General features: G+C 68.7%; 23 protein-coding genes. 13 read left to right on the top strand and 10 right to left on the bottom strand.

The window, feature by feature from the left end; genetic code table 11:
* Nucleotides 1-76: 76 nt before the first annotated feature.
* Genes zwf through eda form a run of 3 tightly spaced genes read left to right on the top strand, consistent with a single transcriptional unit; the run spans nucleotide 77 to nucleotide 2,952 of the window.
* Nucleotides 77-1,579, top strand: coding sequence for a glucose-6-phosphate dehydrogenase (gene zwf, locus BW981_RS04250; protein ID WP_076436437.1), 1,503 nt, complete (start codon nucleotides 77-79; stop codon nucleotides 1,577-1,579).
* Complete coding sequence (locus tag BW981_RS04245) at nucleotides 1,579-2,268, top strand: 6-phosphogluconolactonase (RefSeq protein ID WP_076436435.1); 690 nt, start codon at nucleotides 1,579-1,581, stop codon at nucleotides 2,266-2,268. The genes zwf and BW981_RS04245 overlap by 1 nt, the downstream gene beginning before the upstream one ends.
* 39 nt (nucleotides 2,269-2,307) lie before the next feature.
* Nucleotides 2,308-2,952, top strand: a complete 645-nt coding sequence (gene eda, locus BW981_RS04240; RefSeq protein WP_076436434.1) for a bifunctional 4-hydroxy-2-oxoglutarate aldolase/2-dehydro-3-deoxy-phosphogluconate aldolase — start codon at nucleotides 2,308-2,310, stop codon at nucleotides 2,950-2,952.
* On the opposite strand, the gene BW981_RS04235 is transcribed toward eda, so the two are convergent.
* A complete protein-coding gene (locus BW981_RS04235) occupies nucleotides 2,949-3,518 on the bottom strand; it encodes a DUF2239 family protein (RefSeq protein WP_076436432.1) in 570 nt (189 codons plus the stop codon). The genes eda and BW981_RS04235 overlap by 4 nt on opposite strands.
* Nucleotides 3,519-3,610: 92 nt before the next feature.
* On the opposite strand from BW981_RS04235, the gene BW981_RS04230 reads away from it, so the two are divergent.
* On the top strand, nucleotides 3,611-3,946 hold the full coding sequence (locus BW981_RS04230; protein WP_076436430.1) for a GIY-YIG nuclease family protein: 336 nt from the start codon (nucleotides 3,611-3,613) through the stop codon (nucleotides 3,944-3,946).
* 13 nt (nucleotides 3,947-3,959) lie between these two features.
* Here BW981_RS04230 and BW981_RS04225 read toward each other — a convergent pair whose 3' ends face one another.
* Together BW981_RS04225 and BW981_RS04220 are read right to left on the bottom strand one after the other, a co-directional pair.
* A complete protein-coding gene (locus tag BW981_RS04225) occupies nucleotides 3,960-5,063 on the bottom strand; it encodes an NAD(P)/FAD-dependent oxidoreductase (protein WP_076436429.1) in 1,104 nt (367 codons plus the stop codon).
* Nucleotides 5,064-5,073: 10 nt separating this feature from the next.
* Nucleotides 5,074-6,249, bottom strand: coding sequence for a M20 aminoacylase family protein (locus tag BW981_RS04220; protein WP_076436427.1), 1,176 nt, complete (start codon nucleotides 6,247-6,249; stop codon nucleotides 5,074-5,076).
* 456 nt (nucleotides 6,250-6,705) lie between these two features.
* Here BW981_RS04220 and BW981_RS04215 point away from each other — a divergent pair, with 456 nt between their 5' ends.
* Nucleotides 6,706-7,020 carry a DUF882 domain-containing protein gene (locus BW981_RS04215; protein ID WP_175624034.1) on the top strand — a complete coding sequence of 105 codons (315 nt, stop codon included), beginning with the start codon at nucleotides 6,706-6,708 and terminating at the stop codon, nucleotides 7,018-7,020.
* Between the two features lie 156 nt (nucleotides 7,021-7,176).
* Here BW981_RS04215 and BW981_RS04210 read toward each other — a convergent pair whose 3' ends face one another.
* Complete coding sequence (locus tag BW981_RS04210; protein WP_076436425.1) at nucleotides 7,177-8,145, bottom strand: threonine ammonia-lyase; 969 nt, start codon at nucleotides 8,143-8,145, stop codon at nucleotides 7,177-7,179.
* 167 nt (nucleotides 8,146-8,312) lie between these two features.
* Between BW981_RS04210 and argE the strand changes: the two genes are divergently transcribed.
* On the top strand, nucleotides 8,313-9,458 hold the full coding sequence (argE, locus tag BW981_RS04205; protein WP_076436423.1) for an acetylornithine deacetylase: 1,146 nt from the start codon (nucleotides 8,313-8,315) through the stop codon (nucleotides 9,456-9,458).
* 15 nt (nucleotides 9,459-9,473) lie between these two features.
* On the opposite strand, the gene BW981_RS04200 is transcribed toward argE, so the two are convergent.
* Nucleotides 9,474-10,733: a hypothetical protein gene (locus tag BW981_RS04200; RefSeq protein ID WP_076436421.1), complete on the bottom strand. Its 1,260-nt coding sequence runs from the start codon at nucleotides 10,731-10,733 to the stop codon at nucleotides 9,474-9,476.
* A gap of 195 nt (nucleotides 10,734-10,928) precedes the next feature.
* Between BW981_RS04200 and BW981_RS04195 the strand changes: the two genes are divergently transcribed.
* Both BW981_RS04195 and mobA read left to right on the top strand, forming a co-directional pair.
* On the top strand, nucleotides 10,929-11,444 hold the full coding sequence (locus BW981_RS04195; protein WP_175624033.1) for a DUF2478 domain-containing protein: 516 nt from the start codon (nucleotides 10,929-10,931) through the stop codon (nucleotides 11,442-11,444).
* A gap of 9 nt (nucleotides 11,445-11,453) precedes the next feature.
* Nucleotides 11,454-12,074 carry a molybdenum cofactor guanylyltransferase MobA gene (mobA, locus tag BW981_RS04190; protein ID WP_175624032.1) on the top strand — a complete coding sequence of 207 codons (621 nt, stop codon included), beginning with the start codon at nucleotides 11,454-11,456 and terminating at the stop codon, nucleotides 12,072-12,074.
* Between the two features lie 26 nt (nucleotides 12,075-12,100).
* On the opposite strand, the gene BW981_RS04185 is transcribed toward mobA, so the two are convergent.
* Together BW981_RS04185 and BW981_RS04180 are read right to left on the bottom strand one after the other, a co-directional pair.
* A complete protein-coding gene (locus tag BW981_RS04185; RefSeq protein ID WP_076436418.1) occupies nucleotides 12,101-13,210 on the bottom strand; it encodes an Mrp/NBP35 family ATP-binding protein in 1,110 nt (369 codons plus the stop codon).
* Complete coding sequence (locus BW981_RS04180) at nucleotides 13,207-13,461, bottom strand: sulfurtransferase TusA family protein (RefSeq protein WP_076436840.1); 255 nt, start codon at nucleotides 13,459-13,461, stop codon at nucleotides 13,207-13,209. The genes BW981_RS04185 and BW981_RS04180 overlap by 4 nt, the downstream gene beginning before the upstream one ends.
* 153 nt (nucleotides 13,462-13,614) lie before the next feature.
* On the opposite strand from BW981_RS04180, the gene glp reads away from it, so the two are divergent.
* Nucleotides 13,615-14,862, top strand: coding sequence for a molybdopterin molybdotransferase MoeA (glp, locus tag BW981_RS04175; protein WP_076436417.1), 1,248 nt, complete (start codon nucleotides 13,615-13,617; stop codon nucleotides 14,860-14,862).
* A 4-nt stretch (nucleotides 14,863-14,866) separates the two neighbouring features.
* Here glp and BW981_RS04170 read toward each other — a convergent pair whose 3' ends face one another.
* The 3 genes from BW981_RS04170 to BW981_RS04160 form a co-directional block, all read right to left on the bottom strand.
* Nucleotides 14,867-15,628 carry a TIGR02186 family protein gene (locus tag BW981_RS04170; RefSeq protein WP_076436415.1) on the bottom strand — a complete coding sequence of 254 codons (762 nt, stop codon included), beginning with the start codon at nucleotides 15,626-15,628 and terminating at the stop codon, nucleotides 14,867-14,869.
* Entirely contained in the window at nucleotides 15,625-16,554 is a 930-nt protein-coding gene (locus tag BW981_RS04165) for a sulfite exporter TauE/SafE family protein (protein ID WP_076436413.1), read from the bottom strand. Before BW981_RS04165 ends, BW981_RS04170 begins: the two co-directional genes overlap by 4 nt.
* A 166-nt stretch (nucleotides 16,555-16,720) precedes the next feature.
* On the bottom strand, nucleotides 16,721-20,065 hold the full coding sequence (locus BW981_RS04160; protein WP_076436411.1) for an SEL1-like repeat protein: 3,345 nt from the start codon (nucleotides 20,063-20,065) through the stop codon (nucleotides 16,721-16,723).
* Nucleotides 20,066-20,420: 355 nt separating this feature from the next.
* Between BW981_RS04160 and BW981_RS04155 the strand changes: the two genes are divergently transcribed.
* The 4 genes from BW981_RS04155 (at nucleotide 20,421) to BW981_RS04140 (ending at nucleotide 26,356) form a co-directional block, all read left to right on the top strand.
* Nucleotides 20,421-20,867, top strand: a complete 447-nt coding sequence (locus BW981_RS04155) for a MerR family transcriptional regulator (RefSeq protein WP_076436409.1) — start codon at nucleotides 20,421-20,423, stop codon at nucleotides 20,865-20,867.
* Between the two features lie 180 nt (nucleotides 20,868-21,047).
* Nucleotides 21,048-22,844, top strand: a complete 1,797-nt coding sequence (locus BW981_RS04150; RefSeq protein WP_076436407.1) for an acyl-CoA dehydrogenase C-terminal domain-containing protein — start codon at nucleotides 21,048-21,050, stop codon at nucleotides 22,842-22,844.
* A gap of 87 nt (nucleotides 22,845-22,931) precedes the next feature.
* Complete coding sequence (locus BW981_RS04145; RefSeq protein ID WP_076436405.1) at nucleotides 22,932-24,140, top strand: acetyl-CoA C-acetyltransferase; 1,209 nt, start codon at nucleotides 22,932-22,934, stop codon at nucleotides 24,138-24,140.
* An 11-nt stretch (nucleotides 24,141-24,151) separates the two neighbouring features.
* Nucleotides 24,152-26,356: a 3-hydroxyacyl-CoA dehydrogenase NAD-binding domain-containing protein gene (locus BW981_RS04140; RefSeq protein ID WP_076436838.1), complete on the top strand. Its 2,205-nt coding sequence runs from the start codon at nucleotides 24,152-24,154 to the stop codon at nucleotides 26,354-26,356.
* Nucleotides 26,357-26,366 lie beyond the last annotated feature (10 nt).

Below are 26,366 nucleotides of genomic sequence, written 5' to 3'. Positions count from 1 at the left end.
TCGGTGCGAACCGCCCCAATGTCGCCGCAGCCTTCGCTGATGCGAACAAGCTTCGTTGCCGGGAGTTCGACCACCCATGGATGTCGCTGCTGATCGTGAGCTTCGCCCGGAGACCATTCCGGAGCGGACGCCCGTCCCGCCCTTCGACCTCGTGATCTTCGGCGCCGGGGGCGATCTTGCCATGCGCAAGCTTTTCCCGGCATTGGGGCAGCGCAACCGCGAGGGCGTTCTGCCCGAGGAAAGCCGCATCCTCGCCGTCGTTCGCAAGCAGGAGGATGTCGAGGGGTTGCCCGAGCAGATCGCCAAGCGGCTGCAGGAGGAGGGCATTCCGAAGGGGGACGTGGGGTCCTTCCTCAAGCGCCTGACGATGGTGCTGCTCGATGCGCTGAAGCCGGAGACCTATGTCGCCTTGAAGACCGCACTCGGCGATTCCGAGCGGGTGCGCTCCTTCTATCTCTCGACGCCGCCGGACCTCTTCATTCCGATCTGCGAGAACCTCGCCAAGGCCGACATCCGCACGCCGACCTCGCGTGTGATTCTCGAAAAGCCGCTCGGGCACGACCTGGCCTCGGCTCGCGAGATCAATGACGCGGTGGCGCGGATATTCCCGGAAAGCAGCACCTATCGCATCGATCACTATCTCGGGAAGGAGACGGTGCAGAACCTGCTTGTGCTGCGCTTCGCCAACACGCTGTTCGAACGCTCCTGGACCGGCCGCGACATCGACCATGTCCAGATCACCGTCGCCGAGACGGTGGGGCTCGAAAGCCGTGCCGGCTATTACGACAAGGCCGGGCAGATGCGCGACATGGTGCAGAACCATCTCATGCAGTTGCTCACCCTCTTCGCCATCGAACCGCCCAACCTGCTCGAGGCCGGCGCGGTCCGCGACGAGAAGATCAAGGTTCTGAAGGCACTGCGCCCGATCGTCGGGCCCGATGTCGAGCGCTATACGGTGCGCGGCCAGTATGGCTCCGGCCAGATCGACGGCCAGCGCGTGCGCGGCTATGCCGACGAACTCGGCCATCTCAGCAACACCGAGACCTTCGTCTCGATCCGCTGCGAGCTCGACAACTGGCGCTGGGCCGGCGTGCCGATCTATCTGCGCACCGGCAAGCGCATGGCACAGCGCTATTCGGAGATCGTCGTCACCTTCAAGCCGGTGCCGCATTCGATCTTCGGCGGCGGTTCCTGCGACAAGCTCTATGCCAACCGCCTGCTGATCCGCCTGCAGCCCAATGACGGCGTCCAGCTCCAGCTGATGATGAAGGTGCCGGGCTCGGGCCGGCTCAAGATCGTGCCGCGCCAGCTCGACCTGCGCTATTCCACCGCCTTCGACGAGCGCACGCCCGACGCCTATGAGCGCCTGCTGACGGACGTCATCCGCGGCGACCAGACGCTGTTCATGCATCGCGACGAGGTCGAGCAGGCCTGGCGCTGGGTCGATCCGATCATCGCCGGCTGGCAGGAATACGCCCCCCATCCCCATCGCTACGCCGCCGGCTCCTGGGGGCCTTCGCAGGCGATCGGGCTGATCGAGCGCGAGGGCCGCTCCTGGGCCGATCCGGACTTCGAGTGATGCAGCCGCAAGGTCCCGTCGCCTGGCACCGCTTCGCGACCCTGGCCGATGCCTCGGAGGCGCTCGCCGAGGCCGTCGCCATCCGCCTGCGCGCGCTGCTGGCGGGCCAGGGCAGGGCTTCGCTGGTCGTGCCCGGCGGCACGACGCCGGCGCGCTTCCTCGCAGCGCTCGGCACCCGCGATCTCGCCTGGGAGAGTGTCACGCTGCTGCCGACCGACGAGCGCTTCGTTGCGGCCGACGATCCGGCCTCAAACGAACGCATGATCCGTGCGCAATTCGCGCCGCTGCGCGACGGGCGGGTCCGCTTCCTGTCCTTCCATGGCCGTGGCCAAGACATCGAGGCGGCCGCCGCCGCGCTAGCCTCCGAACTCGCGAGCCAGCCGCCGCTGGATCTCGTCGTCAGCGGCATGGGTACTGACGGCCACATCGCCTCGCTGTTCCCCGGCGAGGAGGCGCGCTTTGGAGCGCGACCCGACAGTGGCATCTGCATTGCCACGCCGCCCGGCCTGCCGCCGCGTCTCTCCCTGTCTCCGGCGCGTCTCGCTGGCGCGGGCTGGGCGAGCCTGCTGGTCTCGGGCCGCGAGAAGGAGGCCGTGCTGAAGGCAGCCCCGGACCGCCCCGAGCCGCTGCCCGTCGACATCCTCCTCGACCGCCCGCAGGGCCTCGACGTCTACTGGGCGAAAGAGTAGACCGCGCGCAGCCGTTCAAACGATTGAAAGACGCCGACGATGGACGAGACCGCTGCGATTGCCCGCCTCGAAGCCTGTGGCGTGATTCCCGTCGTGGTGATCGAGGACGCCTCGCGCGCGATCGACCTGGCGCACGCCCTCGTCGCCGGCGGCATCGACGTCGTCGAGGTCACGCTGCGCCGCCCGGCCGCGATGGATGCGCTCACCGCCATCGCGAGGTCGGTGCCACAGGCGCTGGCTGTCGCCGGCACGGTGGTGACGCCCGCTCAGGTTCAGCAGGTCAAGGATGCCGGAGCGCAGGCCGTGGTCAGCCCCGGCTTCTCCGAGGCGGTCGATGAAGCGTTGCGCAAGGCGAACCTGCCCTGGCTGCCGGGCGTCGCCACCGCGTCCGATTGCATGCGCGCAGTCGCAGCGGGGCGCACCACCGCGAAGTTCTTCCCGGCCGAGCAGGCCGGTGGCCCGCCGGCGCTGAAGGCCCTTTCCGGCCCCTTCCCGCAGATGAGCTTCTGCCCGACTGGCGGCGTCGGCCTGAAGAACATCGGCGACTATCTCGCTCTGCCGCAGGTGATCTGCGTCGGCGGCTCATGGTTCGTCCCCGCCGATGCCATCGCTGCCGGCGACTGGAACCGCATCACGACGCTGGCCCGCGAGGCGAAAGAGGCCTTCGCCAAGGTGCGCGCCTAGCGCTCCTCCCGCAGCGAGCCCCAGGCCAGTTCATGGGCATAGGTCCGCACATCGACGGGCCAGCCCGCGATCAACGTCGCAAAATGCGTTTCGTCGCCGGCGAACAGGGCCCGTAGCGCCTCTTCGTAACCGGGCAGATCTCCGGCGAGTGCGGTCATGAAGCGATAGGCGGCCTCCTGGGCGAGCCGGGCCTGGGTCTGGCCGCGCTCGCCGCGCCGCGCTTCGTCGATCAGCCGGCGCAAGGCGGGGGAGGCGCCGCCCGGCTGCGCCGCCAGCCACTCCCAATGCCGCGGCAGCAAGGTGACCTCGCGCGCGATGACGCCGAGCTTCGGCCGCCCGCGTCCGCGCGCCCCGGTTTCCGGCGCAGCGCCGGCCGGAGTTGCAAGCGTCTCGCGCAGATCGAGGTCCAGCACCTGACCCGTCCGGTCGTCGAAGGCCAGGATTTGCGCCTCCGGCTGCTCGGACAGGCGTTTGCGTACCGCAGAGACGACAGCCTCTTTGGCGCCGCGCGCCAGCAGGGTCGTGCCGTCGAACACGGCGAAGGATGGGGTGGTCGGGATCGTCACGGGGCCTCCTGGATCCGCATTTATTGCCCGGATAAAATACTTGAGTCAATATTGCCCGGGTGATATTTGGGGGAGTGAAAGGACCTCATGACATGCAGAACGATGCCCGAAAGGCCGCGATCACGGCCTATAAGGAACGCAAGAACGCCCCCGGCCTGTTTCTGATCACCTGCTCGCCGACGCAGGAACGCTGGCTCGGACACGCCCCCGACCTCGCCACGATCCGCAACCGCATCTGGTTCACGCTCCGCAACGGCACGCATCGCCATGCCTCGTTGCAGGCGGCGTGGGGGGCGCATGGCGAAGCGCAGTTCGGCTTCGAGGAAGTCGAACGGCTCAGCGAGGACGATCTCGCGCCGGGCTATGATCGCGTGATGAAGGCGCGGCTGGAGGAATGGTGCGCGCGCTCGGGCGCGCAACCGCTCTGATGGCTTCCGACGGCTAGCGCAGGGCCTCGGCCACCAGCGCCGCGATTGCCAGCGAACTCGTCAGGCCGGGGCTTTCGATGCCGAGCAGGTTGACGAGGCCCGGCACGCCATGCACCACCGGACCGTCGATGCGGAAATCCGGCATCGGCTCGGTCGGTCCGTGCAGCTTCGGGCGAATGCCGGCATAATCCGCGACGAGCGCCCCGTCCGGCAGCGCCGGCCAATAGGTCCGGATCGCGGCATAGAAGCGCTCGGCGCGCGCGGGATCGACGATCAGATCCTGATCACTCTGCACCCATTCGACATCGGGCCCGAACTTCACCCGCCCGCCCATGTCGATCGTGGCATGGATGCCGAGCCCCGCCGCCTCCGGCACCGGATAGACCAGATGCGAGAAGGGCTGCCGCCCGGTCAGCGCGAAGTAATTGCCCTTGGCATAGTGCTGGGCCGGCACATGCGCGGCGGGGAAGCCCTCGAGCAGGCCCAGCAGCCTCGGCGCGCCATGCCCGGCCGCATTCACGGCCATGCGCACCGTATAGCTCGCGGGGTCGTCCCCGCCGAAATCGACGAGGAAGCCGTCGCCGTCGCGCCGCCAGCCGGTGATCGGCGTGTTCAGCGCCAGCGAGCCGCCTGCCGCCTCGCACTCGCCCAGCAGCGAGAGCATCAGCGCATGGCTGTCGACCACCCCGGTCTTGGGCGAGAGCAGGGCGATCTCGCAGCGCACCTCCGGTTCCATCGCCTTCGCCTCGGCGCCCGAGAGCCAGCGCAACGTATCGACGCCCGAGGCCCGGGCGCGGGCCATGATCGTCTCCAGTGCCGGCTTCTGGCTTTCCGACGTGGCGACGATCAGCTTGCCGCAGGTCTTGTGAGGCAGGCCGCGTTCCTGGAGATAGGCGTAGAGGCGCTTGCGCCCCTCCACGCAGACGCGCGCTTTGAGCGAGCCGGGCGGATAATAGATCCCGGCATGGATGACCTCGGAATTACGCGCCGAGGTCTGCGTGCCGATGCGGTCCGCCGCCTCGGCGATGACGACCTCCCGCCCCGCGAGCGCGAGTTCGCGGGCCACCGCGAGGCCGACGACGCCGGCCCCGATCACCAGGCAATCGATATCGCTCATCGCGAGCGCGTCAGGCCGCGCGCTGCGGCATGGCGGTCTCGATCAGGCTGGCCCAATAGCTCACGCCCACGGGAATCGCCGCGTCGTTGAACTCGTAGGCCGGGTGGTGCAGCCCTGCGGATTCGCCGTTGCCGATATTGATGAAGGCGCCTGGGCGTTCCTCCAGCATGTAGGAGAAATCCTCCGATCCCATCGTCGGCGGCACGTCGGTGGTGATCGAATCCGAGCCGAAAACCTGTTTCGCGAGGCCGGCGACGAAGTCGGTCTGGCCGTGATGGTTGAAGGTCACCGGATAGCCGAGATGGTATTCCAGCTCGTACTTCATGCCGAAGGCCTTCATCACGCCCTCGACGATTTCCGTGATGCGCTTCTGCGCGATCTCGCGGGCTTCGGGAGTCAGCGTCCGCACCGAGCCCTTGATCTCCGCCGTCTGCGGAATGACGTTGAAGGCCTCGCCGGCATTCAGAGCCGTGACCGAGACGACGATCGAGTCCAGCGGGTTGACGTTGCGCGAGGCGACGGTCTGCAGCGCGCTGACCAGCGCGCAGGAGGCAACGATCGGGTCGTTGACGCGATGCGGCGCGGCGGCATGCCCGCCCAGGCCCTCGATCTTGATGTGGATGCGGTCGGCCGCGGCCATGGCCGGCCCCTTGGCGATCTCGAAGCGGCCGATCGGCACGCCCGGCTTGTTGTGCATGCCGTAGACCTCCTGGATGCCGAAGCGGGTGATCAGCCCATCATCGATCATCGCCTTGGCGCCGGCGCCGCCTTCCTCGGCCGGCTGGAAGATCAGCACGGCGGTTCCGTCGAAATCGCGGGTCTCGGCCAGGTACTTGGCGGCGCCGAGCAGCATCGCGGTGTGCCCGTCATGGCCGCATGCATGCATCTTGCCGGGGATGGTCGAGCGATGCTCGAGATTGGTCTGTTCGTGGATCGGCAACGCGTCCATGTCGGCTCGCAGGCCGATCACCTTGCCCGAGCCGGCACCCTTGCCCTTGATCACGCCGACCACGCCGGTTTGGCCGATGCCGGTGACGACTTCGTCGACTCCCCATTCCCTCAGCTTGTCTGCGACGAGCCCGGCGGTGCGATGCACCTCGTACATGAGCTCGGGATGGCGGTGGATGTCGCGGCGGATGGCGGTGATTTCGGGGGTCAGCGCCGCGATGATCTCGGTCTTGGGCATTTTTGTCCTCTGAGATGATGTCGGCACCGCCTGTTCTAGAAACGGGTGCCGTGGCTGGAAGCTAGCGCAGCCGAAGGGCGGCTGTCCAAGCCGGCAACGCTGGGGCGGTGGGCTCAGATGGCATGGCCGGCTCGATAGCGCTTCCTTTCCAAGGGTTTGGTCGAGTCTCGATCGATCAGGCGGAGCGGCGGTCAGAAATAGAATAATGGGCCAGCCTTGATTTGGTCACGTCGGGCCAATAGCGAAGCCGCCGCTCCGTTCAGGCTGGCTCGTCGATGCCGCCTGTAGCCATTCACATCTCCCCTACATGTCTGGATGATGATGCGTCGATTGATGTTGCTTGCGTTTGCGTTGTCGTTATTGCCTCGAGCCGCTTCGGCCGACGCTCCCATCGACAAGATTTCCTTTCAACCCCAGGTGAAAAACCTGAACTGCCTCAAACCCGAGACGCTGACGATGATCACCGATCTCGTCGCCAAGATCGGCCCGATCGAGGTCACCTCGACCTGCGGCGGTCGCCATGCCCGTCACTCGCAGCACTATAGCGGCCGCGCCATCGACTTCCGCCCGCTGGAGACCACGCCGCGCAAGGCGGCCGCCGCCGCACGTTCGCTGGAGGCCGTCGGAGGCGTCGGGACCTATTCCAACGGCCTCGTCCATGCCGATGTCGGTGCCCGCGAAGCCTCCTGGCACGGCCACAAGCGCGGCACCCGTTACGCCAAGGCCTATCAGCGCAGGCACTACACGCGCCTCGCCCGCAACAACCGCTGATCGCGCTCCCGCGACACATCGCCGATCGTCATTGCAGGCGTCAGCGAAGCAATCCAGGAAGGCGTAGAGTTCGGCCGCTCCTGGATTGCTTCGCTACCGCTCGCAACGACGGAAGAGGGCCGTGCCGCCTGTCGCCAGCACGGCACCGGCGCCAGTTCATACCCCGTATTCGGCCCGCCAGCGGGCAATGTCGTCGAGCGCGACGTTCGAGCCGCAGAGCACGAGGCAGATGCGCTCGCCCGGCTTGAAGCTGTCCTTGCGCCGGAGCGCTGCTGCGACCACGCAGGACGCGGCGGGTTCGAGCAGCACGCGCCCGTTCTGCAGGACCCAGACGATCTCGCGCACCGCTTCGGCGTCCGGCACCACGACGATCTCCTCCAGGAACTGGCGGGCCGCGGCCATCGTCCGCTCCGTCGCGAAGGGGGCGCCCAGCGTGCGGGCGATCGAGCTCGGGCGGATCGCGACCGGCTTTCCGGCTTCGAGCGCCTGCGTCATCGTCGTCGCGCCCTCGGTCTCGACGCCGTGGATGCGGATGGCTGGATCGAGCCCCTTCAGCGCCGCGCCGACACCGGCCGCAAAGCCGCCGCCGCCGATCGAGATGAAGACATGGTCGAGCCGCCCGCCGGCATCTGTCGCCAGTTCGAGCCCGAGCGTGCCGTGGCCGGCGATGATCGCAGGGTCGTCATAGGAATGGACATGGATCATGCCCTGCCGGGCATAGTCTTCCGCCTTGGCGAAAGCCTCGACCGAATCCTCGCAAAGCTCGACCTCGCCGCCCATCTGCCGGGTCAGCTCGATGTTGAGAGGCGGCGTCGCCCTTGGCATCAGCACCAGCGCCCGGGCCTCGAGGCTGCGGGCCACCAGCGACAGCGCGATGGCATGGTTGCCGCCCGAGACGGTGACGACGCCGCGCTTCAGTTCGGCCTCGCTCAGCCCCATCAACCGGTTGAAGCAGCCGCGCACCTTGAACGAGCCGCCCAGTTGCAGCGCCTCGACCTTCACCCAGGTCTCGACGCCGAGCCTGGCCGAAAGGCCGGCGCTGTGGAAGGTTGGCGTGCGCCTGATCTTGCCGGCGATGCGTGTGGCGGCCGCCTGAACATCGGCAAGCGTGACGTCGAAAGACATGGGCTGCTGTTTCCTGGAGAGTTCTTGCTTGGCGCCGCACGAGAGCGCGGCTGCGGCCCGCGCGTCAAGCATATGTGCCGGTGCGGGTTGTCGCCGCGGGCCGTGCGGGCCTAGCCTGCGGCACGGAACCTGCCTGTGGCCGGCTTTTGGGAGAACACCTCGTGACGATGACGCCTAAAGAGATGCTGGCAAAGCTGGTCTCGTTCAACACCGAGTCGCAGCGCAGCAATCTCGACCTCATCCATTTCTGCCGCGACTATCTCGCAAGTCTTGGTGTCGAGAGCCGGCTGGCGCCGAGCCCGGATGGGCAGAAAGCCAATCTCTATGCGACGATCGGCGCGCAGGCGGCCGGCGGCGTCGTCCTCTCCGGCCATACCGACGTCGTGCCGGTCGCCGGCCAGGCCTGGACCTCGGATCCCTGGACGCTGACGGAGCGCGACGGCAAGCTCTACGGCCGCGGCACCTGCGACATGAAGGGCTTCGACGCCATCGCCCTCGCCCTGGCGCCGGAGATGCTGGCGGCGCCGTTGAAGCGGCCGATCCACATCGCCCTGTCCTATGACGAGGAGGTCGGTTGCCGCGGTGCGCGCGTGCTGATCGAGGCGATGGCGAAGGACGGGTATTCCCCCTCCGCCGTCATCGTCGGCGAGCCCTCGATGATGAAGGTGGTCACCGGGCATAAGGGCGGGCTGCGGATGCGCACGACGGTGCGCGGTCATGCCGTGCATTCGAGCCGCATCGATGTCGGCGTTTCCGCCGTGATGGTCGCCGGCGAGCTGATCCACTGGCACAACGAGACGATGGCCCGCAACAAGGCGCAGACGCCGGCGACCAATGGCTTCGAGCCGCCCTATTCGACGCTGCATGTCGGCGTGGTCGAGGGTGGCACGGCGGTCAACATCGCCGCCGAGCATTGCAGCTTCACCCATGAGGTGCGCTGCATCCCCGGCGAGCGGCAGGAGGACTATGTCGCGCTCTACAAGGCCAAGCTCGCCGAGATCGAGCCTGCGATGAAGGCGATTGCGCCGGAAGCCGGCATCGATTTCGAGGTGACCTCCGACACCCCCGCCATGGGCCCGGAAACGGACGGCGCGGCCGAGGCACTCTGCCGCCGCCTCACCGGCGACAACGGTCGCCATGTCGTCGCCTATGGCACGGAGGGTGGCCTGTTCCAGCGCGCAGGCTGGTCCACGGTGGTCTGCGGCCCCGGCGACATCGCCCAGGCGCATCAGCCGGACGAGTTCCTGTCCGTCGCGCAGCTCGAGGCCGGCACGGCCTTCATCCGCAGCCTGATCGCCGATCTGTCGCGCTGAGGGAAGCGGTCCCGCTCAGGCCGTGGTCGGCGGCGGCCCGGCCTTGGGGCGGGCGTGGTTCGCCGCGCGCATCGGCAGCGGCACGGCGGGGCGGTCGGTGCGGTACTGCCCGCTCGACACCGCCTTGAACATCAGGATGACGGCGGTCAGCGTCATCAGCCACCATGGCAGCAGCGGGCCGAAACCGAGCGCGCCCAGCGCGAAAGCCGTGGTGAAGGCCGCGACGCCGCCGGCGGCGAGTGCGCCGGGCATGTGGCCGGCAGCACGGATCGCGAAATAGAGTCCGGCGGCCGCGGCGGCCGCGCCGACGAGGCCGAGCTCGTACCAGGTCTCGAACAGCAGCGAGGCCGGCGCGGCCGGCGGCAGCACGCCGATCATCTGCCCGCGCAGGACCGTATCGAGCCCATGGCCGGTGATCAGCTCGACGGGCGATTGCCGGATGACGTCGGCCCAGATCCACATCGCCTGCGCGAGGTCCGAGGCGCTGTCCGGCAGCGCGACCACGAGCGGGGCGAGCAGGAAGGGAATGAGCGGCGCCAGCAGCATCAGCCCGGCGGCGATCGCCGCGATCGTGCGCGTCGCGGCGGCGCGGCTGGCGGTCACCGCCCCGAAGGCGACGGCGCCGAACAGCATCGGGATGGTCTCGCCGTCGTCGAAACGGGTCAGCGCGAGCAGCCCGATCACGAAAGCAAGGCCAAGGGCGCTCATGCCGCGCTCGCGCGACAGTAGCCAGGCCAGCGCCGGCCAGGCCATGATCAGGACGATCGAGACGCCGCGCTCCACGGCGGCGGGCGGTGCATCGGTCTGGCGCAGCAGCGCCACCATGATCAGCCCGAAGGCGAAGATCGCGGCCACGCCGTTGCCGAGCGCGACGAGATTGACGTTGGACGAGCGCATGCGCTCCGGCAGCGCCGACAGGCCTAGCAGTCCGAGCACGACGGCCGTGGCGAGGTTCAAGGCCTTTTCCAGTGCAGGGGCAGGATAGGGGCTCCAGACGAGCGAGAGCAGAGCCCAGCCGACGAGGCCCAGCAGGATCAGGCCGGGGCGGCTGAGGACGATGCCCTTCAGGGTCCGCAGGAAGCGGCCGGGCTCTTCGATCATCGCGGCAATAACGAGCAGGACGACGCCGATCGGCACCAGAAGCACGGCGGCCCGGCGGGAAACCAGCGCCAGCAGCGGCAAGGCGAGTGCCAGCAGGCCGAAGCCGATGCGCCGCAGCAGCATCGCGGCGTCGAGCGCGGGATCGAGCGGGGCGGGCGAGTGCTGGCGGTTCATGCGTTCCGGCTGGCTGTCAAGAGGCCCGAGGGCCCGCCCGGCCTCCGGTGCGAGCCGCCTGCACCCTAGCGGGGCTGCCCGCCCGCTGCTGTAGGTGCCGGGCAACACTGTGCGCATTTCGCCACCCCGCTGCGGCGTGGCGCGCGCTGGCGCGGATCGCTGTCGCGTGAGATGACAGGCCATGAGGGTCTCGACATGAGTTTCCTGGCGGCCATTCCCTATCCGGGTGGCTTCGGCATCGATGGGTTCATGCAGGGACTCGTGATCCGCCTGCGCCGGCGCGGGCTGCGCCTCGGCGGCGTCGTCCAGCACAATGATCCGCTCTGCGCCGACCGCTGCATGGCGATGTCGCTCGAGGATCTGGGCAGCGGCACGCGCTTTCCGATCAGCCAGGATCTCGGCGCGGCGGCGCAAGGGTGCCGGCTGGATGCCGCCGGGCTGGCGGCTGCCTCGGCGGCTTTCGAAGGCGCGCTCGCCACGCGCGCCGATCTCGTCCTCGTCAATCGCTTCGGCAAGCAGGAGGCGCTGGGCGAGGGGCTGCGTGGCGAGGTGGCGAAGACCCTGCTCGCCGGCCTGCCGGTGTTGATCGCCGTCCGGCGGGACTTCCTCCCGGCCTGGCGCGACTTCGCCGGAGACGACTGGTGCGAGCTGCCGGTCGATGAAGCCGCCGTGGAGCGCTGGGTGCTGGATGCGCTGCGGATCGTGGCCTGAGCGCCTTCAATGCCCGTGACCGCACCGCCGACCCCTGGCCTGATCCTCGCTGGCGGGCTCTCCCGCCGCATGGGCGGCGGCGACAAGCCGCTGCTGCGCCTCGGCGGCCGGCCGCTCCTGTCTCACGTCGTCGAACGCCTCCAGCCGCAGTGCGACAGGCTTCTGCTCAACGCCAATGGCGACCAGTCCCGGTTCGCCGCTCACGGCCTGCCGGTCGTGGCCGATACGATCCCGGATTTTGCCGGTCCCCTCGCTGGGATACTGGCCGGTCTGGACTGGCTCGCGGGAAGCACTTCCGGCACCGAATGGCTCGTCACGGTCGCAGCCGATACGCCCTTCATTCCCGCTGATCTGGTTCTGCGGCTGCACCGGGCCCGCGCCGCGGCGGGGACCCCGCTGGCCTCGGCCGGCTCGGCCGGCCGGCAGCATCACGCGATCGGCCTGTGGCCGGTGTCGCTGCGGGACGATCTGCGCGCTGCGCTGCTGACGGGCGAGCGGCGTCTCGGCGCCGTCACGGCTCGTTTGGGAGTTGCGGTGGCGGAATGGCCCGCGGAGCCGTTCGACCCCTTCTTCAACATCAACACGCCCGAGGACCTGTCCACGGCCGAGCATATCGCAAGGCAGTCCTGAGCGGAGGCTTTTGGCCGGCCGGCGTTCTACTCGATGACGATGCGAGGGGCAGCCCGGACCGCGCCGCCCAGCGCCGCCTGTACCTGCCGCGCCAGCGCGACATAGGCCTTGGCGTGGGGGCTCGAGGGGTCGCTGGCGACGATCGGGCGTCCGCCATCCGAGGTTTCCCGGATCGGCATGGCCAGCGGGATCTCGCCGAGGAACGGGATGCCGAGCCGCTCCGCCTCGTGCCGCGCCCCGCCATGCGAGAAGATGTCGGAGCGGTGGCCGCATTCCGGGCAGAGGAAGTAGCTCATGTTCTCGACCAGGCCGAGGATCGGCACGGCGACCTTGCGGAACATCGCGACGCCCCGGCGCGCATCGAGCAGCGCGAGGTCCTGCGGCGTCGAGACGATGACGGCGCCCGCCAGCGGGACCTGCTGCGCCATGGTGAGCTGCGCGTCGCCGGTGCCGGGCGGCATGTCGACGACCAGCACGTCCAGATCGCCCCAGGCCACTTCGCGCAGCATCTGGGTGATGGCGGAGATCACCATCGGCCCGCGCCAGATCATCGGCGTCTCCTCCTCGACGAGGAAGCCGATCGACATGATCTTGAGCCCATAAGCCTCCATCGGCGCCAGCGTGCGGCCGGAGACGACCTGCGGCTTGCCGGAGATGCCGAAGATCTTCGGCATGGACGGGCCGTAGATGTCGGAATCGAGCACGCCGACCTTGAGGCCGAGCGTCGAAAGGCCGACCGCGAGATTGGCGGCGGTGGTCGACTTGCCGACGCCGCCCTTGCCGCTCGCCACCGCGATGATCTGCTTGACGCCCGGTACGCCGGCGGGCTTGGGCGGGCCCCCGGGACGCTGCGCCTGCTGGCGCGCCTGCGCCGCGGCGGAGGAGGGCGCCTTGTCGGCCGTGAGCCCGACCAGCACCTGTGTCACGCCCGGCAGGCCGCCGACGGCACTTTCCGCCGCCTTGCGCACGGGCTCCATCGCCGAGGCCTCGGTCGCGTCGATGGCGATGGCGAAGATCACCTTGCCGTTGTCGATCAGCACGTCGGTCACCCGGCCGGAGGCGGCGATCGACTGCCCGCTTGCCGGCAGCTTCACGAGTTCGAGCGCCCGCAGGATGTCGGCTTGGGAAAGGCTCACGGGGTCGGCTCCCTCGGGTCGGCGCTGGCCGTCTTGCGGATGTGGAAGACGAGGACGGGCCCTTCGCCGGGCCGACTCTCGATGGCGTCCCCGGTCTCGCGGATCAGGTTCGGCAGGTCTATCGACGTCAGCGGGTCGGTGCATTCCACCACCAGCAGGCTGCCGGCGGCGGCCTCGCCCAGCGCCTTGCGCACCCGCAGCACGGGCAGGGGGCATTTCAGGCCGCGCAGATCGAGCGGAATCGTCTTCATCCCTGTGTCATAGGCTCCCTGTCCCGCAACCGGCAACAGCGCGGCCATGCGGCGCTTGACCGCCATGGCCCCCGCGCCGAAGAGAAGAGCGGTGCAGGGAATGGAAAGGCGGGTGCCGATGCGGGCCGCAGCCCAGATCTGGCGGAGGCCGCGATGGCGCGGCTGAGCGCCGAGGAGGCCGGCGAAACGCTGCTGACGATCGAGCAGGCCGCGGCACTGGCACTCGCCGCCGTGACGCCGGTGGGCGAGCCAGCGGCGCTGCCGCTGGCCGAGGCCGATGGACGCGTCCTCGCCGGGGACGTCGTGGCGCCGCTGCCGTTGCCGCCTTTCGCGAACGCCGCCGTCGACGGCTATGCGCTGCGCCATGCCGATCTCGCGCGGGCAGCGGAGACCCGGCTGCCTGTTCTGGGCCGCGTGGCGGCCGGGGCGACCGCGCCATTGTTGTCCGGCGTCGGCGCCGTCAGGATTTTCACCGGCGCGCCGGTCCCCGAAGGCGCTGACAGCATCGCGATGCAGGAGCATGTCCGGCGCGAGGGCGACGGGATCACCCTGTCGCCCGGCCTGCGTCCCGGCGCGCATATCAGGCCGGCGGGAGAGGATGTGGCGCAGGGGGCGGCGGTTTTCGCGGCCGGTCACCGTTTGCGCCCACAGGATGTCGGCCTGCTCGCGGCACTCGGGCTGGAGCGCGTCGCCGTGCTGCGCCGCCCGCGCGTCGCGCTGTTCTCGACCGGCGACGAGCTCACCGAACCCGGGCAGCCTCTCGCCGGGGCTGCGATCTACGATGCCAACCGCGCGATGCTGCGGGCGCTGCTCGTGAGAGCGGGTGCGGATCCTGTCGATCTCGGCATCCTGCGCGATGACAGGGACAGGCTGGCGCAGCGGCTTGGCGAGGCCGCGCAAGGGTGCGATCTGGTGATGACCTCGGGCGGGGTCTCCGTCGGCGAGGAGGATCACGTCAAGGCGGCGGTGGCGGCGCAGGGCGCGCTCGATCTGTGGCGCATCGCGATCAAGCCGGGCAAGCCGGTGGCGTTCGGGCGTATCGGGACGACGCCCTTCATCGGGCTCCCTGGCAATCCCGTCGCGGTCTTCGTGACGTTTGCGCTGCTGGCTCGCCCGGTGATCGCCCGGCTCGCCGGCACGGCCTGCCTGCCGCTGCAGCGCCTGACGGTGACGCTCGGCTTTGCCCATCGCAAGCAGCCCGGCCGCCGGGAGTTCCTGCGTGCTTCGCTCCAGCCGGGCGCGAATGGCGGCTGGATCGCGCACCGCCATCCCGGCATCGGGGCCGGCTCGCTGGTCTCGCTCTCGCAATCGGATGGGCTTGTCGAACTGGCGGAAGAGTCCGGGGAGGCAGGCGAGGGCAGCCTTCAACCCTTCCTGCCCTATGCGGGGCTGCTCGGCTGACCCGTCAGTCGCGGCGGAAGATCACGCTCGATCCCCAGCCGAGGAAGAGGGCCAGCAGCACCGTGACCAGGCCGTAGAAGACCGGCCAGTCATAGGCGGCCGAGGCCAGCCGCTGTTCCGCCCCCGTCTTGATCACTTCGAAATGGGTCTGCTGCCGGGCCAGCGCCACGCCGCCGGCATAGAGCACCACATCGACCGTATAGGTGCCGGTAGGCGCCGTCGCTGGCACGTCGACCGGCGCGCTGAACAGCGCGTTCGACAGAAAGGTCACGCCGCGCTCGCGGTAGTCATAGAGGCCCTTGCTCTCCATGATCCGCACCAGGCTGTCGCGGAAGCGCGCCGTGGTCGCGTCGTCGAACCAGGCCTGCGGCGAGCGCTCGGCATTGGCGAGGCCGACCCGGCCGCGCTCGGCCATGACCGGGCTCATCATCTCGGCGATCGGGCGGTTTGTGGCGACGAACAGGAAGACCGGGCTGTCGGGGAAGCGCCGCTGCGTGCGGTTGATCCAGACCGGGCCGAGACTCTCCTTCTCGCGTACCAGTAGCATGCGGCGCGGGCCGCGCACGGTGATGGCGATATCGAGCGGATCTCCGCGCGAGACGCTGCGCCCGTCGCGCTCGACGAGGCCGAAGACCGTCAGCTGGCTGCCGGTATAGTTCGAGGTGATCTGGATCTGGTGGCTCGACATCGCCGCGACGAGCGTCTCGGATCGGGCGGCGGCCGGGGTCAGGCAGAGCGCGATGATGAGCCCGAAGAGCCGCCTCATCGCGCGCTCTCCGGCACCACCACCGAGAAGGGTTCGCTCGGCGGAAGCAACAGCTCGACCGCGAAGCGAAGACCGACCGAGACGATCAGCAGCGCCAGCAGCAGCCGGAAGGATTCGACGTTAAGGTTGCGCGCTGCTCGTCCCCCGAATTGTGCGCCGATGACGCCGCCGACCAGCAGCAGGGCCGCCAGGATGATGTCGACGGACTGGTTGGTGACGGCGTGCAGCACCGTTGCCCCCGTCATCGTCACGAGAATCTGGAACAGCGAGGTGCCCACCACCACCGCCGGCGGGATCCGGAAGAAATAGATCAGCGCCGGGACGAGGATGAAGCCGCCGCCGACGCCCAGCACCGCCCCGATGAAGCCGATGACGGTGGCGAGCAGCGCGATCGGCAGCACGCTGCAATAGAGCCCGGAGCGCCGGAAACGCTGCCTCAGCGGCAGACCCATCCACCAGGGATGGGTGCCGCCCTTGCGTTTCAGCCGCGCCGGCTTGCCGGCGCGCACGCGCAGCATCGCCCGCAGCGCATCGTAGAGCATCAGCCCGCCGATGATCGAGAACAGGGTGACATAGGAGAGCGTGATCACCAGCTCGAGCTGGCCGAGCCGGCGCATCGTGTTGAAGAACAGCACACCGAGCACGGTGCCGACCAGGCCGCCTGCAACGAGTATGCCGCCGAGCTTCAGGTCGAGCGCCTTGCGCCGGAAATAGGTGAGGACGCCGGTCATCGAGGAGCCGGCGACCTGCGCCGCCACGGTCGCCACCGCCACGGCGGGGGGAATGTCGAGGAAGATCAGGAAGGGCGTCAGCAGAAATCCGCCGCCGACGCCGAAGAGCCCGGAGATGAACCCGACCGCGCCGCTCAGGCCGAGCACCATCAGCACGCTGATGGGCAGCTCGGCTATGGGCAGGTAGATCTGCACGTCGGTCCCTCTTGCTCGGCTGAGCGCGTATGCGCCGCGCCGATTGCCGCGCTCTGTCGGCCCGGTCGAGCCTGTCCCAAAACGGAAGGCGGGCCGCGAAGGCCCGCCTCACAAGACTATTCTTTAGGTTGCCGCGTCAACATGTCGGCGCCAAGACGGCCGCCACTCAGCTGCGGGCCGGCTTGCCCGGGCGGGCCGCCTTGTCTGCGGCGGCCGTCGGCGCGGCGTCCCATCCCTTGGCCGGCGGCGCGACCTCGTTGGCCGCGGCGTTCAGCGTCTTCGGGTGCCAGCCGGCGGCGCGGCTCCTGGCGACGGCGAGCTCTTCCGGCTTCAGGCGCTGCGCGACCTCGTCGCGCTTCTTGCCGGCGTCCTCGTCGCCCTGGGCTGCGGCGACCGAGAACCAGACATAGGACTGGGCGAGGTCCATCGGCGCGCCGAGGCCGCGTCCGAGCAGGACCGCGAGGTTGAACTGGCTGTCGCGCACGCCGAGTTCGGCGGCCTTCGCGAACCACTGGGTGGCGGAGGCATAGTCGGGCTTGCCGGCCGCGCCCTCTGCATAGAGCACCGCGAGGTTGTGCATCGCCTTGGCGTTGCCGCGCTCCGCCGCGCGCTCATACCAGACCCGGGCAAGCGAGAGGTCGCGCTGCGTGCCGACGCCCTTCTCGAACATGTTGCCGAGGCGGAACTGCGCCGGTGCGAGCCCGGCCACCGCAGCGCGCTCGAACAGGCGCAGGGCGAGCTTCGGATCGCGGCTGCCGGCTGGCCCATCGGCGGCGCGGGTGGCGAGTTCGTAGACCGCGCGGGCATCGCCACCGAGCGCTGCCTTGCGCACCCCGGCACCGCCGAGCCCGGCAGGCAGATCGCCGAGGCCGGTGACGGGCTGCAGGGCGTCTGCAGCCGATTGCTGCTCCGACGGGGCCTGCTGCACCGTGACGGGAGGCATCCCGGCTGCCGGGGCGAGGCCCGCCGTCTGGTTCGCGGCCTCGGCCTCGGCGGCCGCCCCCGCGGCGGTGCCTTCGGCAGGCAGCGCGGAGGACTTGTCCTTGGCCGGCGCCGGATCGGCCGGCAGCGGCGCCTGGGAGCCGGCGTCCGGCAGGGCCGCGGATGGCAGCGCGGGCACGTCGTTGTGCGCGGTGCTGGCAGGGCCGCCGCGCAGGGCGCCGGTGACGACATGGGCCGTGCCCATGGCGAGAATCACCGCGGCCAGAGCAAGCAGGAGCGGGCGCTTGCGCTTGGCCATGATCTCACGCAGCCGGCCGGGGGCCTTGGCGGCCGGCTCGTCGGCGGCACCGGACGGAGTGGCCGCAGCTTCCGAGGCCGCTTTGGCTGAGCGCCGGGCGGCCGCAATCAGGCTCTGGCGGATCGACTGCGCATCGGTGTTGCCGGCCGGGCCGGCCTCAGGACGCGGGCGGCCGGAGCCGGGCTCCAGCGGCAGGTCGAAGGCGGAGTTCGCAATGTCGAGCGTGGGCTCGGCCCGCACCGATGCCGGAACGGCGATCGGGCTGCGATCCTCCGCGGTGGCAACGAGCGCCGGCTCGCGCATCTCCGGCGCCGGAGGGCGCTTCGCCTGCGGCTCGGCGGCCCGGGGGGCGGCAGGGCGGGCGGGCTTGCGCTCCGACAGCAGCTCGCCTTCGAGGCTGACGAGGCGGCCCATGATCGCTTCGAGCGTGTGGTGGACGGCGCCCAGCGTGTCCTGCGTCTGCCGCTCGGTGGAAACCTGCGTGTCGCGCAGCCCGGTCACCAGAGTCGACAGTTCGGCGATGCCCTTGGCCGGAGTGGCGCTGGTCGCCTTGGCGAGGGCGGCGCGCTCGGCGGACGTCTCCTCGCGCATCGAGCGCAGATGGGTCACCAGATCCTGAAGAGTCCGCTCGATGCCGCTCTCGGCGTTGCGCGTCGCCGCGACCTCGTCGAGGCGGGCCGCGATGCCGGAGATCTGCTGTTCGAGCGCTTCGAACGAATCATGGCCCGCGCCCGGTGCACCGGCCTCGTCGATCTTGTCGGCGAGCCGCTGCAGCATCGCCTCGATCGGGCCGAGATCCGCCGGTGCGCCGTTTTCACCGGCCATGCCGCTGAACTGGCTCGATGCGGCCAGGGCGTCAATCCGGGCCCCCAGCGCATCGAGCTGGCGGGTGACGGCGGCCGGACCTTCCTCCGCCAGGCGTTCCAGTCGCGTCTGGAGCGCGTCGATACGGCCGTCGATATGGTCGCCGGGGCGGTTCTTGCCGAGGGCGTCGAGCTTGCGGGCAAGGTCGTCGATCTGGCTGCCGAGCTCGGCGAGCGGACCCGAATAGAGGTCCCGCGACTGGCTGCCGAGGACGGCGCTGCGGACATCCTCGATCGCCGAGGAGAGGCCGCGCATCTCGCGCAGGTCCGGCTGGACCTCGCGCAGGCGCGCAACCTCGAAGCTGAGCGAGGCGATCTGGTGCGACAGATCCTCAAGCCGCCCGTCATGGCCGTTGGCGGCGATCACCTCACGCAGGTCTGCAATGTCGCGGAGCAGAGGAGCCAGATTGCCCGCCTCGCCGCCGCGCGCGGCGAGCGCGTCGATCTTCGCGGCCAGATGCGCGATCTCCAGCTCGAAGCGCTGATAGGCTTCGCCGGCGCGGTCCTGCGAAAGCCGCGCCACCTCGGCCTCGATCCGCGAGAGCGGCTTCAGGACCGGCTCGAAATGGTCGCGCCGGGCGAGCTTCTCGAGCTGTTCGCCGAGCGTGGATATCTTCGCCTCGATCGCGCGCACCGCGGTGTCTTCGCGCGGCGCGTAGGCCGGCTGCTCGGGATTTGCCGCCGGGCGGGGCGGGGGGGCCGTGCCGAGGCGCGAGCCGAGCGCCCGCAGGTCCTCGCGCAGCGCGGCGATCCGCTCCTGCGCCGCGGGAGCGGCGCTCCGCGCCGGGATCTCGTCGCTGTCGAGGAGGCGCTGCCTCGTGCGGATATCGGTGACAGCGGCGGCCAGCCCGTCGCGGCTGAAGGCCAGGCGCGGTGCAGGCTGCTCGCGGGCCGCGAGCTGCGCTTCGGCCCCGCGGCGTTCGATCTCGGCGATGCGCTCGCCCATGGTCTTGATCGCTTCGGCGATGACGCTGGTGGCGCGTTCCTGGCGTTCCGCCGCCGTCCGCTCGCCGACCGCAAGACGGTCCTCGGTCTTCTCGATCCAGCGCGTGATCGAATCGAGCGCGCCGGCGGTGCGCTGGCTCGATTCGCGGGTCAGCTTCTCCATCGTCTCGGCCTGGCGCACCAGAACCTCGACCTCCTTGCGGTCGGGCGCGGGCGGCGGAGAGGGCTTGGGGCGCGCAGTCTGCGTCTGCACCTGGGAGAGACGGGCCAGCCGCTCGGACAGAGCGGCGATGTCAAGCTGCTCGGGCTGCTGCGGCTCCGCCACGCCACCCTCGGCCTCGACGCGAATCTTGGTGTCGAGCCATTCCCCCAGCGTCATGCCGGCGCGGCGCGCCGCAGCCTTTGCCGCATCGCGGGTCCTTGGATCGACGCCCTTGACGCTCCAGGGCAAGCTGTTCGCCATTGTCTTGCTCGCCTGCAGGGCCGTTCTTGTGCGGAGCGGCAGTTCCCTGCTTCTGCTCGCCCGCGCGCACCGACAACCGTGAAGAGTCCGTTGAGGAATCGACGATTGAAGCTCGCGATCCCGACATTTGGCGGTCATGGTAAACAGCCGGTTAAGAATTCCGGACGAACCGTTAATTTCTCGGGTTGATGAGGTCGGGCCCGGGCTCAGGAGGTTCAGATAACGGTAACTTACCTCCCAACTCCGTCCCTTTACTGACGCTAGGACAAGGCTTGGCGTATCGCTTATGACTTGAGTCCAGTGCGCAGGCTCGTGCAGCCGCAGGCGCTCCCTCTTTCAAGGAAATCCCCCCTTCATGTCGCGCCACAGCACCGCTTTGGCGGGTGCCACAAATTTCGAAGCCCGTTCAGAGCCCACCTCTGAAGCCGATGGTGGCTTCACGATCAGTGACCTCGCTCGTGATTTCGGCGTCACCCTCCGGACGCTGCGCTTTTACGAGTCGCGCGGTCTGATCGCGCCGGCCCGCTCCGGCATGACCCGCATCTATTCTGCGAGGGATCGCGCCCGTCTGGCGCTCATCCTCAAGGGCAAGCAGCTCGGTTTCACGCTCGTCGAGATCCGCGCCATGCTCGCCAACGAGGATCGCAAGAACGATGCCGGTGGAGCAGCCTCCGTCGGCGGCCTGCATCTCTCGCGTGACCAGATCGTCGAGCAGCTGGAACTGCTTCGCAAGCAGCGCGGCGAGATCGACGATGCGATCAAGGAGCTCGAGGCTTCGCTCGGGCGCGTGCCGAAAGCCTGAGCGCAGTTCAGGCACCTGCCTTGGCAGGCCCCGTCCGCCGAGGACGGGGCTTTTTTGTTTGAGCGCCGGACCGAGGAGCCGTCAGCAGGCCCATTGCAAAGCCAGTCAGATTGTTTATATATGAACTATCTTGAGCCGCAGGGCTGATGCGCCTTCGGCCGCGACGCGAGGGAGGATTCAATGCCGGTCTACAAGGCACCCGTCGACGACACGCTGTTCCTGCTCAACGACGTCTTCGCCATCGAGCGCTACAACAACCTGCCCGGCTTCGCCGACGCCAGCGCCGATGTGGTCGAAGCGGTTCTCGGCGAGGGCGCCAAGCTCTGCGAGGAGGTCCTCCAGCCGCTGAACCATAGCGGCGACCAGGAGGGCTGCACCCGCAATGCCGATGGCAGCGTCACCACGCCGAAGGGCTTCAAGGCGGCTCATGAAGCCTATGCCGGCGGCGGCTGGATCGGGCTGGCGATGGACCCCGAATATGGCGGGCAGGGGCTCCCCTACACGCTCGGCGCCGTGATCAACGAATACGCCTCTTCGGCCAACATGGCCTTCGCCATGTATCCGGGCCTCACCATGGGCGCGATCGCCGCGCTTTATGTCCACGGGTCGGACGACCAGAAGCGGACCTATCTGCCGAAGATGATCGACGGCACCTGGTCCGGGACGATGAATCTCACCGAGCCGCATTGCGGCACCGATCTCGGCCTGCTGAAGACCAAGGCCGTGCCCAATGGCGACGGCTCCTACGCCATCACCGGCACCAAGATCTTCATCTCGGCCGGCGAGCAGGACATTACGGAGAACATCGTCCACCTCGTCCTGGCCCGCATCGAAGGCGCGCCGGCCGGGACCAAGGGCATCTCGCTCTTCGTCGTGCCGCGCAACAAGGTCGGCGCGGACGGCTCCGTGGGCGAGAACAACCACGTCAGCTGCGGCTCGATCGAGCACAAGATGGGCATCCACGGCAACGCCACCTGCGTCATGAATTACGATGGCGCGCAGGGCTGGCTGGTCGGGGCCGAGAACAAGGGCCTCAACGCCATGTTCGTGATGATGAACGAGGCCCGCCTCGGCGTCGCGATCCAGGGTCTCGCCCAGTCCGAGGTCGCCTATCAGAACGCCGTCGCCTATGCGAAGGACCGCCTTCAGGGCCGCTCCCTGACCGGCGCGAAGGAACCCTCCAAGCCGGCCGATCCGATTATTGTCCATCCGGACGTGCGCCGCACGCTGATGTCGATCAAGGCCTTCAACGAGGCCGCCCGCGCCTTCGTGATCTGGAACGCGCTGGCCTCCGACATCGCGCATCGCTCGGACGATGCCGCTCAGAAGCAGGCGGCGGACGACCAGCTCGGCTTGATGACGCCGGTGCTGAAGGGCGTGCTCACCGATGTCGGCTTCGACAACGCCGTGAAGGCGCAGCAGATGTTCGGCGGCCATGGCTACATCGCCGAATGGGGCATGGAGCAGTTCGTCCGCGACGCCCGCATCGCGATGATCTACGAAGGCGCCAACGGCGTGCAGGCGATGGACCTCGTCGGCCGCAAGCTCGGCCGCGATGGCGGCCGCGCCATCATGGCCTTCTTCAACGAGGTCGGCGGCTTCCTGAAGGACAATGCCGAGGACGAGGGGCTGAAGCCTCTGCTCGGGCCGCTCCAGGTTTCGCTCGGCCACCTGCAGCAGGCGGCGATGTGGTTCATGAACAATGCGCTCGCCAAGCCCGATAATGCCGGAGCCGGCGCGACGGACTTCATGCACCTGCTCGGCCTCGTCTCGCTCGGCTATATGTGGGCGAAGATGGCCAAGGCCGCGCAGGAGAAGCTCAAGGCCGGCGCAAACGGCGCGACGGAGCGGATGAACGCCAAGCTGGTCACGGCCCGCTTCTTCATGGAGCGGACCTTGCCGGAGACGGCGGCGCATCTGGCGCGGATCACGGCCGGAGCCGATTCGACGATGGCGCTGAGCGCCGAGCAGTTCTGAAAGAGGCAGTAGGCAGTCGGCGGCGGGCAGTCGTAATCTGCGCACACCCACTGCCGACTGCCCCATAAGAAACCCGGGAGGCCCCTGATGGCAGACGCATTCATCTACGACCATGTCCGCACGCCGCGCGGCAAGGGCAAGGCCGACGGCTCGCTGCACGAGGTCACGGCCATCGAGCTCGGCACCCAGGCGCTGCGCGCGATCAGGGAGCGCAACGACCTCGATCCGCTCCTCGTCGAGGACGTGGTGCTGGGCTGTGTCGATCCCGTCGGCGAGGCGGCGGCCGATATCGCCCGCACGGTCGCGCTCAAGGCCGGCTACGGCCACGAGGTGCCAGGCGTGCAGATCAACCGCTTCTGCGCCTCGGGCCTCGATGCGGTGAACCTCGCCGCCGCGCAGGTCATGTCCGGCCAGAAGGAGATGGCGATCGGCGGCGGTGTTGAGTCGATGTCCCGCGTCGGCATGGGCGCCTCCGGCTTCGGAATCGCGGTCGATCCGTCGGTCGCCATCGACACCTATTTCATGCCGCAGGGCATCTCGGCGGATCTGATCGCGACGAAATACGGCTTCTCGCGCGATGATGTCGACGCCGTCGCCGTGCGCTCGCACCAGCGCGCCGCCAGGGCCTGGCAGGAGGGGCGTTTCAAGCGCTCTGTCATCCCGGTTACCGACGTCAACGGTCTGACCATTCTCGACCGCGACGAGACGATCCGGCCGAACACGGACATGCAGACGCTCGCAGCGCTCAAGCCCTCCTTCGTCCAGATGGGCGAGATGGGCGGCTTCGATGCGGTGGCGACGGCGGCGCATCCGGATGTGGAGTTCATCAATCACGTCCACCACGCCGGCAATTCCTCCGGGATCGTCGATGGCGCGGCCGCCGTGCTCGTGGGCTCGAAGAAGGCCGGAAAGGCGGCGGGCCTGAAGCCCCGCGCCCGAATCAGGGCCTTCGCCACGATCGGCTCCGACCTTGCGCTGATGCTGACCGGCCCGGTCGACGTCACCGAGCTCGTCTTGCGGAAAGCCGGCATGTCGAAGAAGGATATCGACCTGTTCGAGCTGAACGAAGCCTTCTCGTCCGTCGTGCTGCGCTACCAGCAGGCCTTCGACATCGACGACGACGTTCTCAACGTCAACGGTGGGGCCATTGCGATGGGCCACCCGCTCGGGGCCACCGGCGCCATGGTGCTCGGCACGGTGCTCGACGAGCTGGAGCGGCAGGACAAGCAGACCGCGCTGGTGACGCTCTGCGTCGCGGTCGGCATGGGCGTCGCCACCATCATCGAGCGGGTTTGAGGAGAATGACGATGAACCTCACCAATTTCCGCTTCGAGACCGATGCCGACGGCATTGCCGTCGCGACCTGGGACATGCCCGGCCGCTCGATGAACGTCATCACCCCCGAGGTGATGGGCGAACTCGACCAGATCATCGACGCCGTCGTGGCGGACGAGGCCATCAAGGGCTGCGTCATCACCTCCGGCAAGGAGAGCTTCTCCGGCGGTGCCGACCTGACCATGCTCCAGGGCCTGCGCGATCTTTATGTGAAGCTGGCGAAGGAGAAGGGCGAGCAGGTCGCGCTGCAGAGCTTCTTCGACGAGAGCCGCAAGCTCTCGCTGCTCTACCGCAAGCTCGAGACCTGCGGGAAGCCGTTCGCCGCCGCGATCCACGGCGTCTGCCTCGGCGGCGCCTTCGAACTCTCCCTCGCCTGCCAGTACCGCGTCGTTTCGGACGATGCCTCGACGCGCGTCGGCCTGCCGGAGATCAAGGTCGGGCTGTTCCCCGGCGCCGGCGGCACGCAACGCGTCTCGCGCCTGATGCAGACCGGTGACGCGCTCCAGATGATGTTCAAGGGCGAGCAGGTGAAGTCGCTGCCGGCGCGCAACTCAGGCCTCGTCCATGCAGTCGCGCCCCGCGCCGACATCGTCCAGAACGCCAGGGACTGGCTCAAGGCTAACCCGCAGGCAACGCAGCCCTGGGACCAGAAGGGCTTCAAGCTGCCCTCCAACAAGGTGCATTCCCCGGCCGGCATGCAGATCTGGCCGCCGGCCAATGCGATCTACCGCCGCGAGACGAACGACAATTACCCGGCGGCTCGCGCCATCCTCTCGGCGGTCTATGAGGGGCTGCAGCTGCCGATCGACCTCGCGCTGAAGGTCGAGAGCCGCTACTTCGCCAAGATCCTGCGGACGAAGGAGGCGGCCTCGATGATCCGCTCGCTCTTCGTCTCGATGCAGGAGCTCAACAAGGGCGCCCGTCGTCCGACCGACGTTCCGCCATCCAAGCTCAAGAAGGTCGGCGTCGTCGGCGCCGGTTTCATGGGTGCCGGCATCGCCTATGTCACCGCGCTCGCCGGGCTCGAGGTCGTGCTGATCGACCGCGACGTCGAGGCGGCCGAGAAGGGCAAGGCCTATTCCCACAAGCTGGTCTCCGACCAGATCATGAAGGGCCGCGCCAAGACCGCCGACCGCGACGCGCTCCTCGCGCGCATCAAGGCCACGGCCGACTATGCCGACCTCAAGGGCTGCGACCTGATCGTCGAGGCGGTCTTCGAGGATCCGAAGGTCAAGGCTGAGGTGATCGCCCAGGTGGAAGCCGCGGTCGGCCCGAAGACCATCTTCGGCTCCAACACCTCGACGCTGCCGATCACAGGCCTCGCCGAGACGAGCCTGCGACCGAAGAACTTCATCGGCATCCACTTCTTCTCGCCCGTCGAGAAGATGCTGCTGGTCGAGGTCATCATGGCCAAGAAGACCGGCAAGAAGGCCCTCGCCATGGCGCTGGACTATGTCCGCGCGATCAAGAAGACGCCGATCGTCGTCAACGACACCCGCGGCTTCTATGCCAATCGCTGCGTCGGCAATTATCTCCGCGAAGGCCATCTGATGCTGATGGAAGGCGTGCCGCCGGCGATGATCGAGGCCGCCGGCAAGCAGGCCGGCATGCCGGTCGGCCCGCTCTCGCTCAACGACGAGGTGGCGATCGACCTGGCCCTCAGGATCGTCAAGGCGACGAAGGCCCAGCTCGGGCCGGGCGCCATCGATCCGGCCCAGGAGAAGCTGCTCACCGAGATGGTCGAGACGAATGGCCGCCTCGGCCGCAAGAACCGCAAGGGCTTCTACGATTACCCGGAGTCCGGGCCGAAACGGCTCTGGCCGGGCCTCGCCGACATTGTGGGAGGCCGGCTCGCCCCCGAACTCGTCGATATGGAAGAGCTGAAGCAGCGCCTGCTCGTCACCCAGGCGCTGGAAGCCGCGAAGACCTATGAGGAAGGCGTCGTCACCGATCCGCGCGAGGCCGATGTCGGCTCGATCATTGGTTTCGGCTTCGCGCCGTATTCGGGAGGCACGCTCTCCTATATCGACAATATGGGCGCGGCGGCCTTCGTGAAGCTCTGCGAGAAGCTGGCCAAGCGCCATGGCGAGCGCTTCAAGCCGAACCGGCTGCTGAAGCGCATGGCCAAGACCGGCGAGAGCTTCTACGGCGCGGCGGAGAAGAAGGCAGCGGCCTGAGCGCCGCCGC

The sequence above is a fragment of the Allobosea sp. TND4EK4 genome (assembly GCF_900156025.1).
In the GTDB taxonomy this organism is placed as follows: domain Bacteria; phylum Pseudomonadota; class Alphaproteobacteria; order Rhizobiales; family Beijerinckiaceae; genus Allobosea.
Note: the sequence above shows the minus strand (reverse complement) of the source record. Positions and strands in the feature narration are given on the sequence as shown.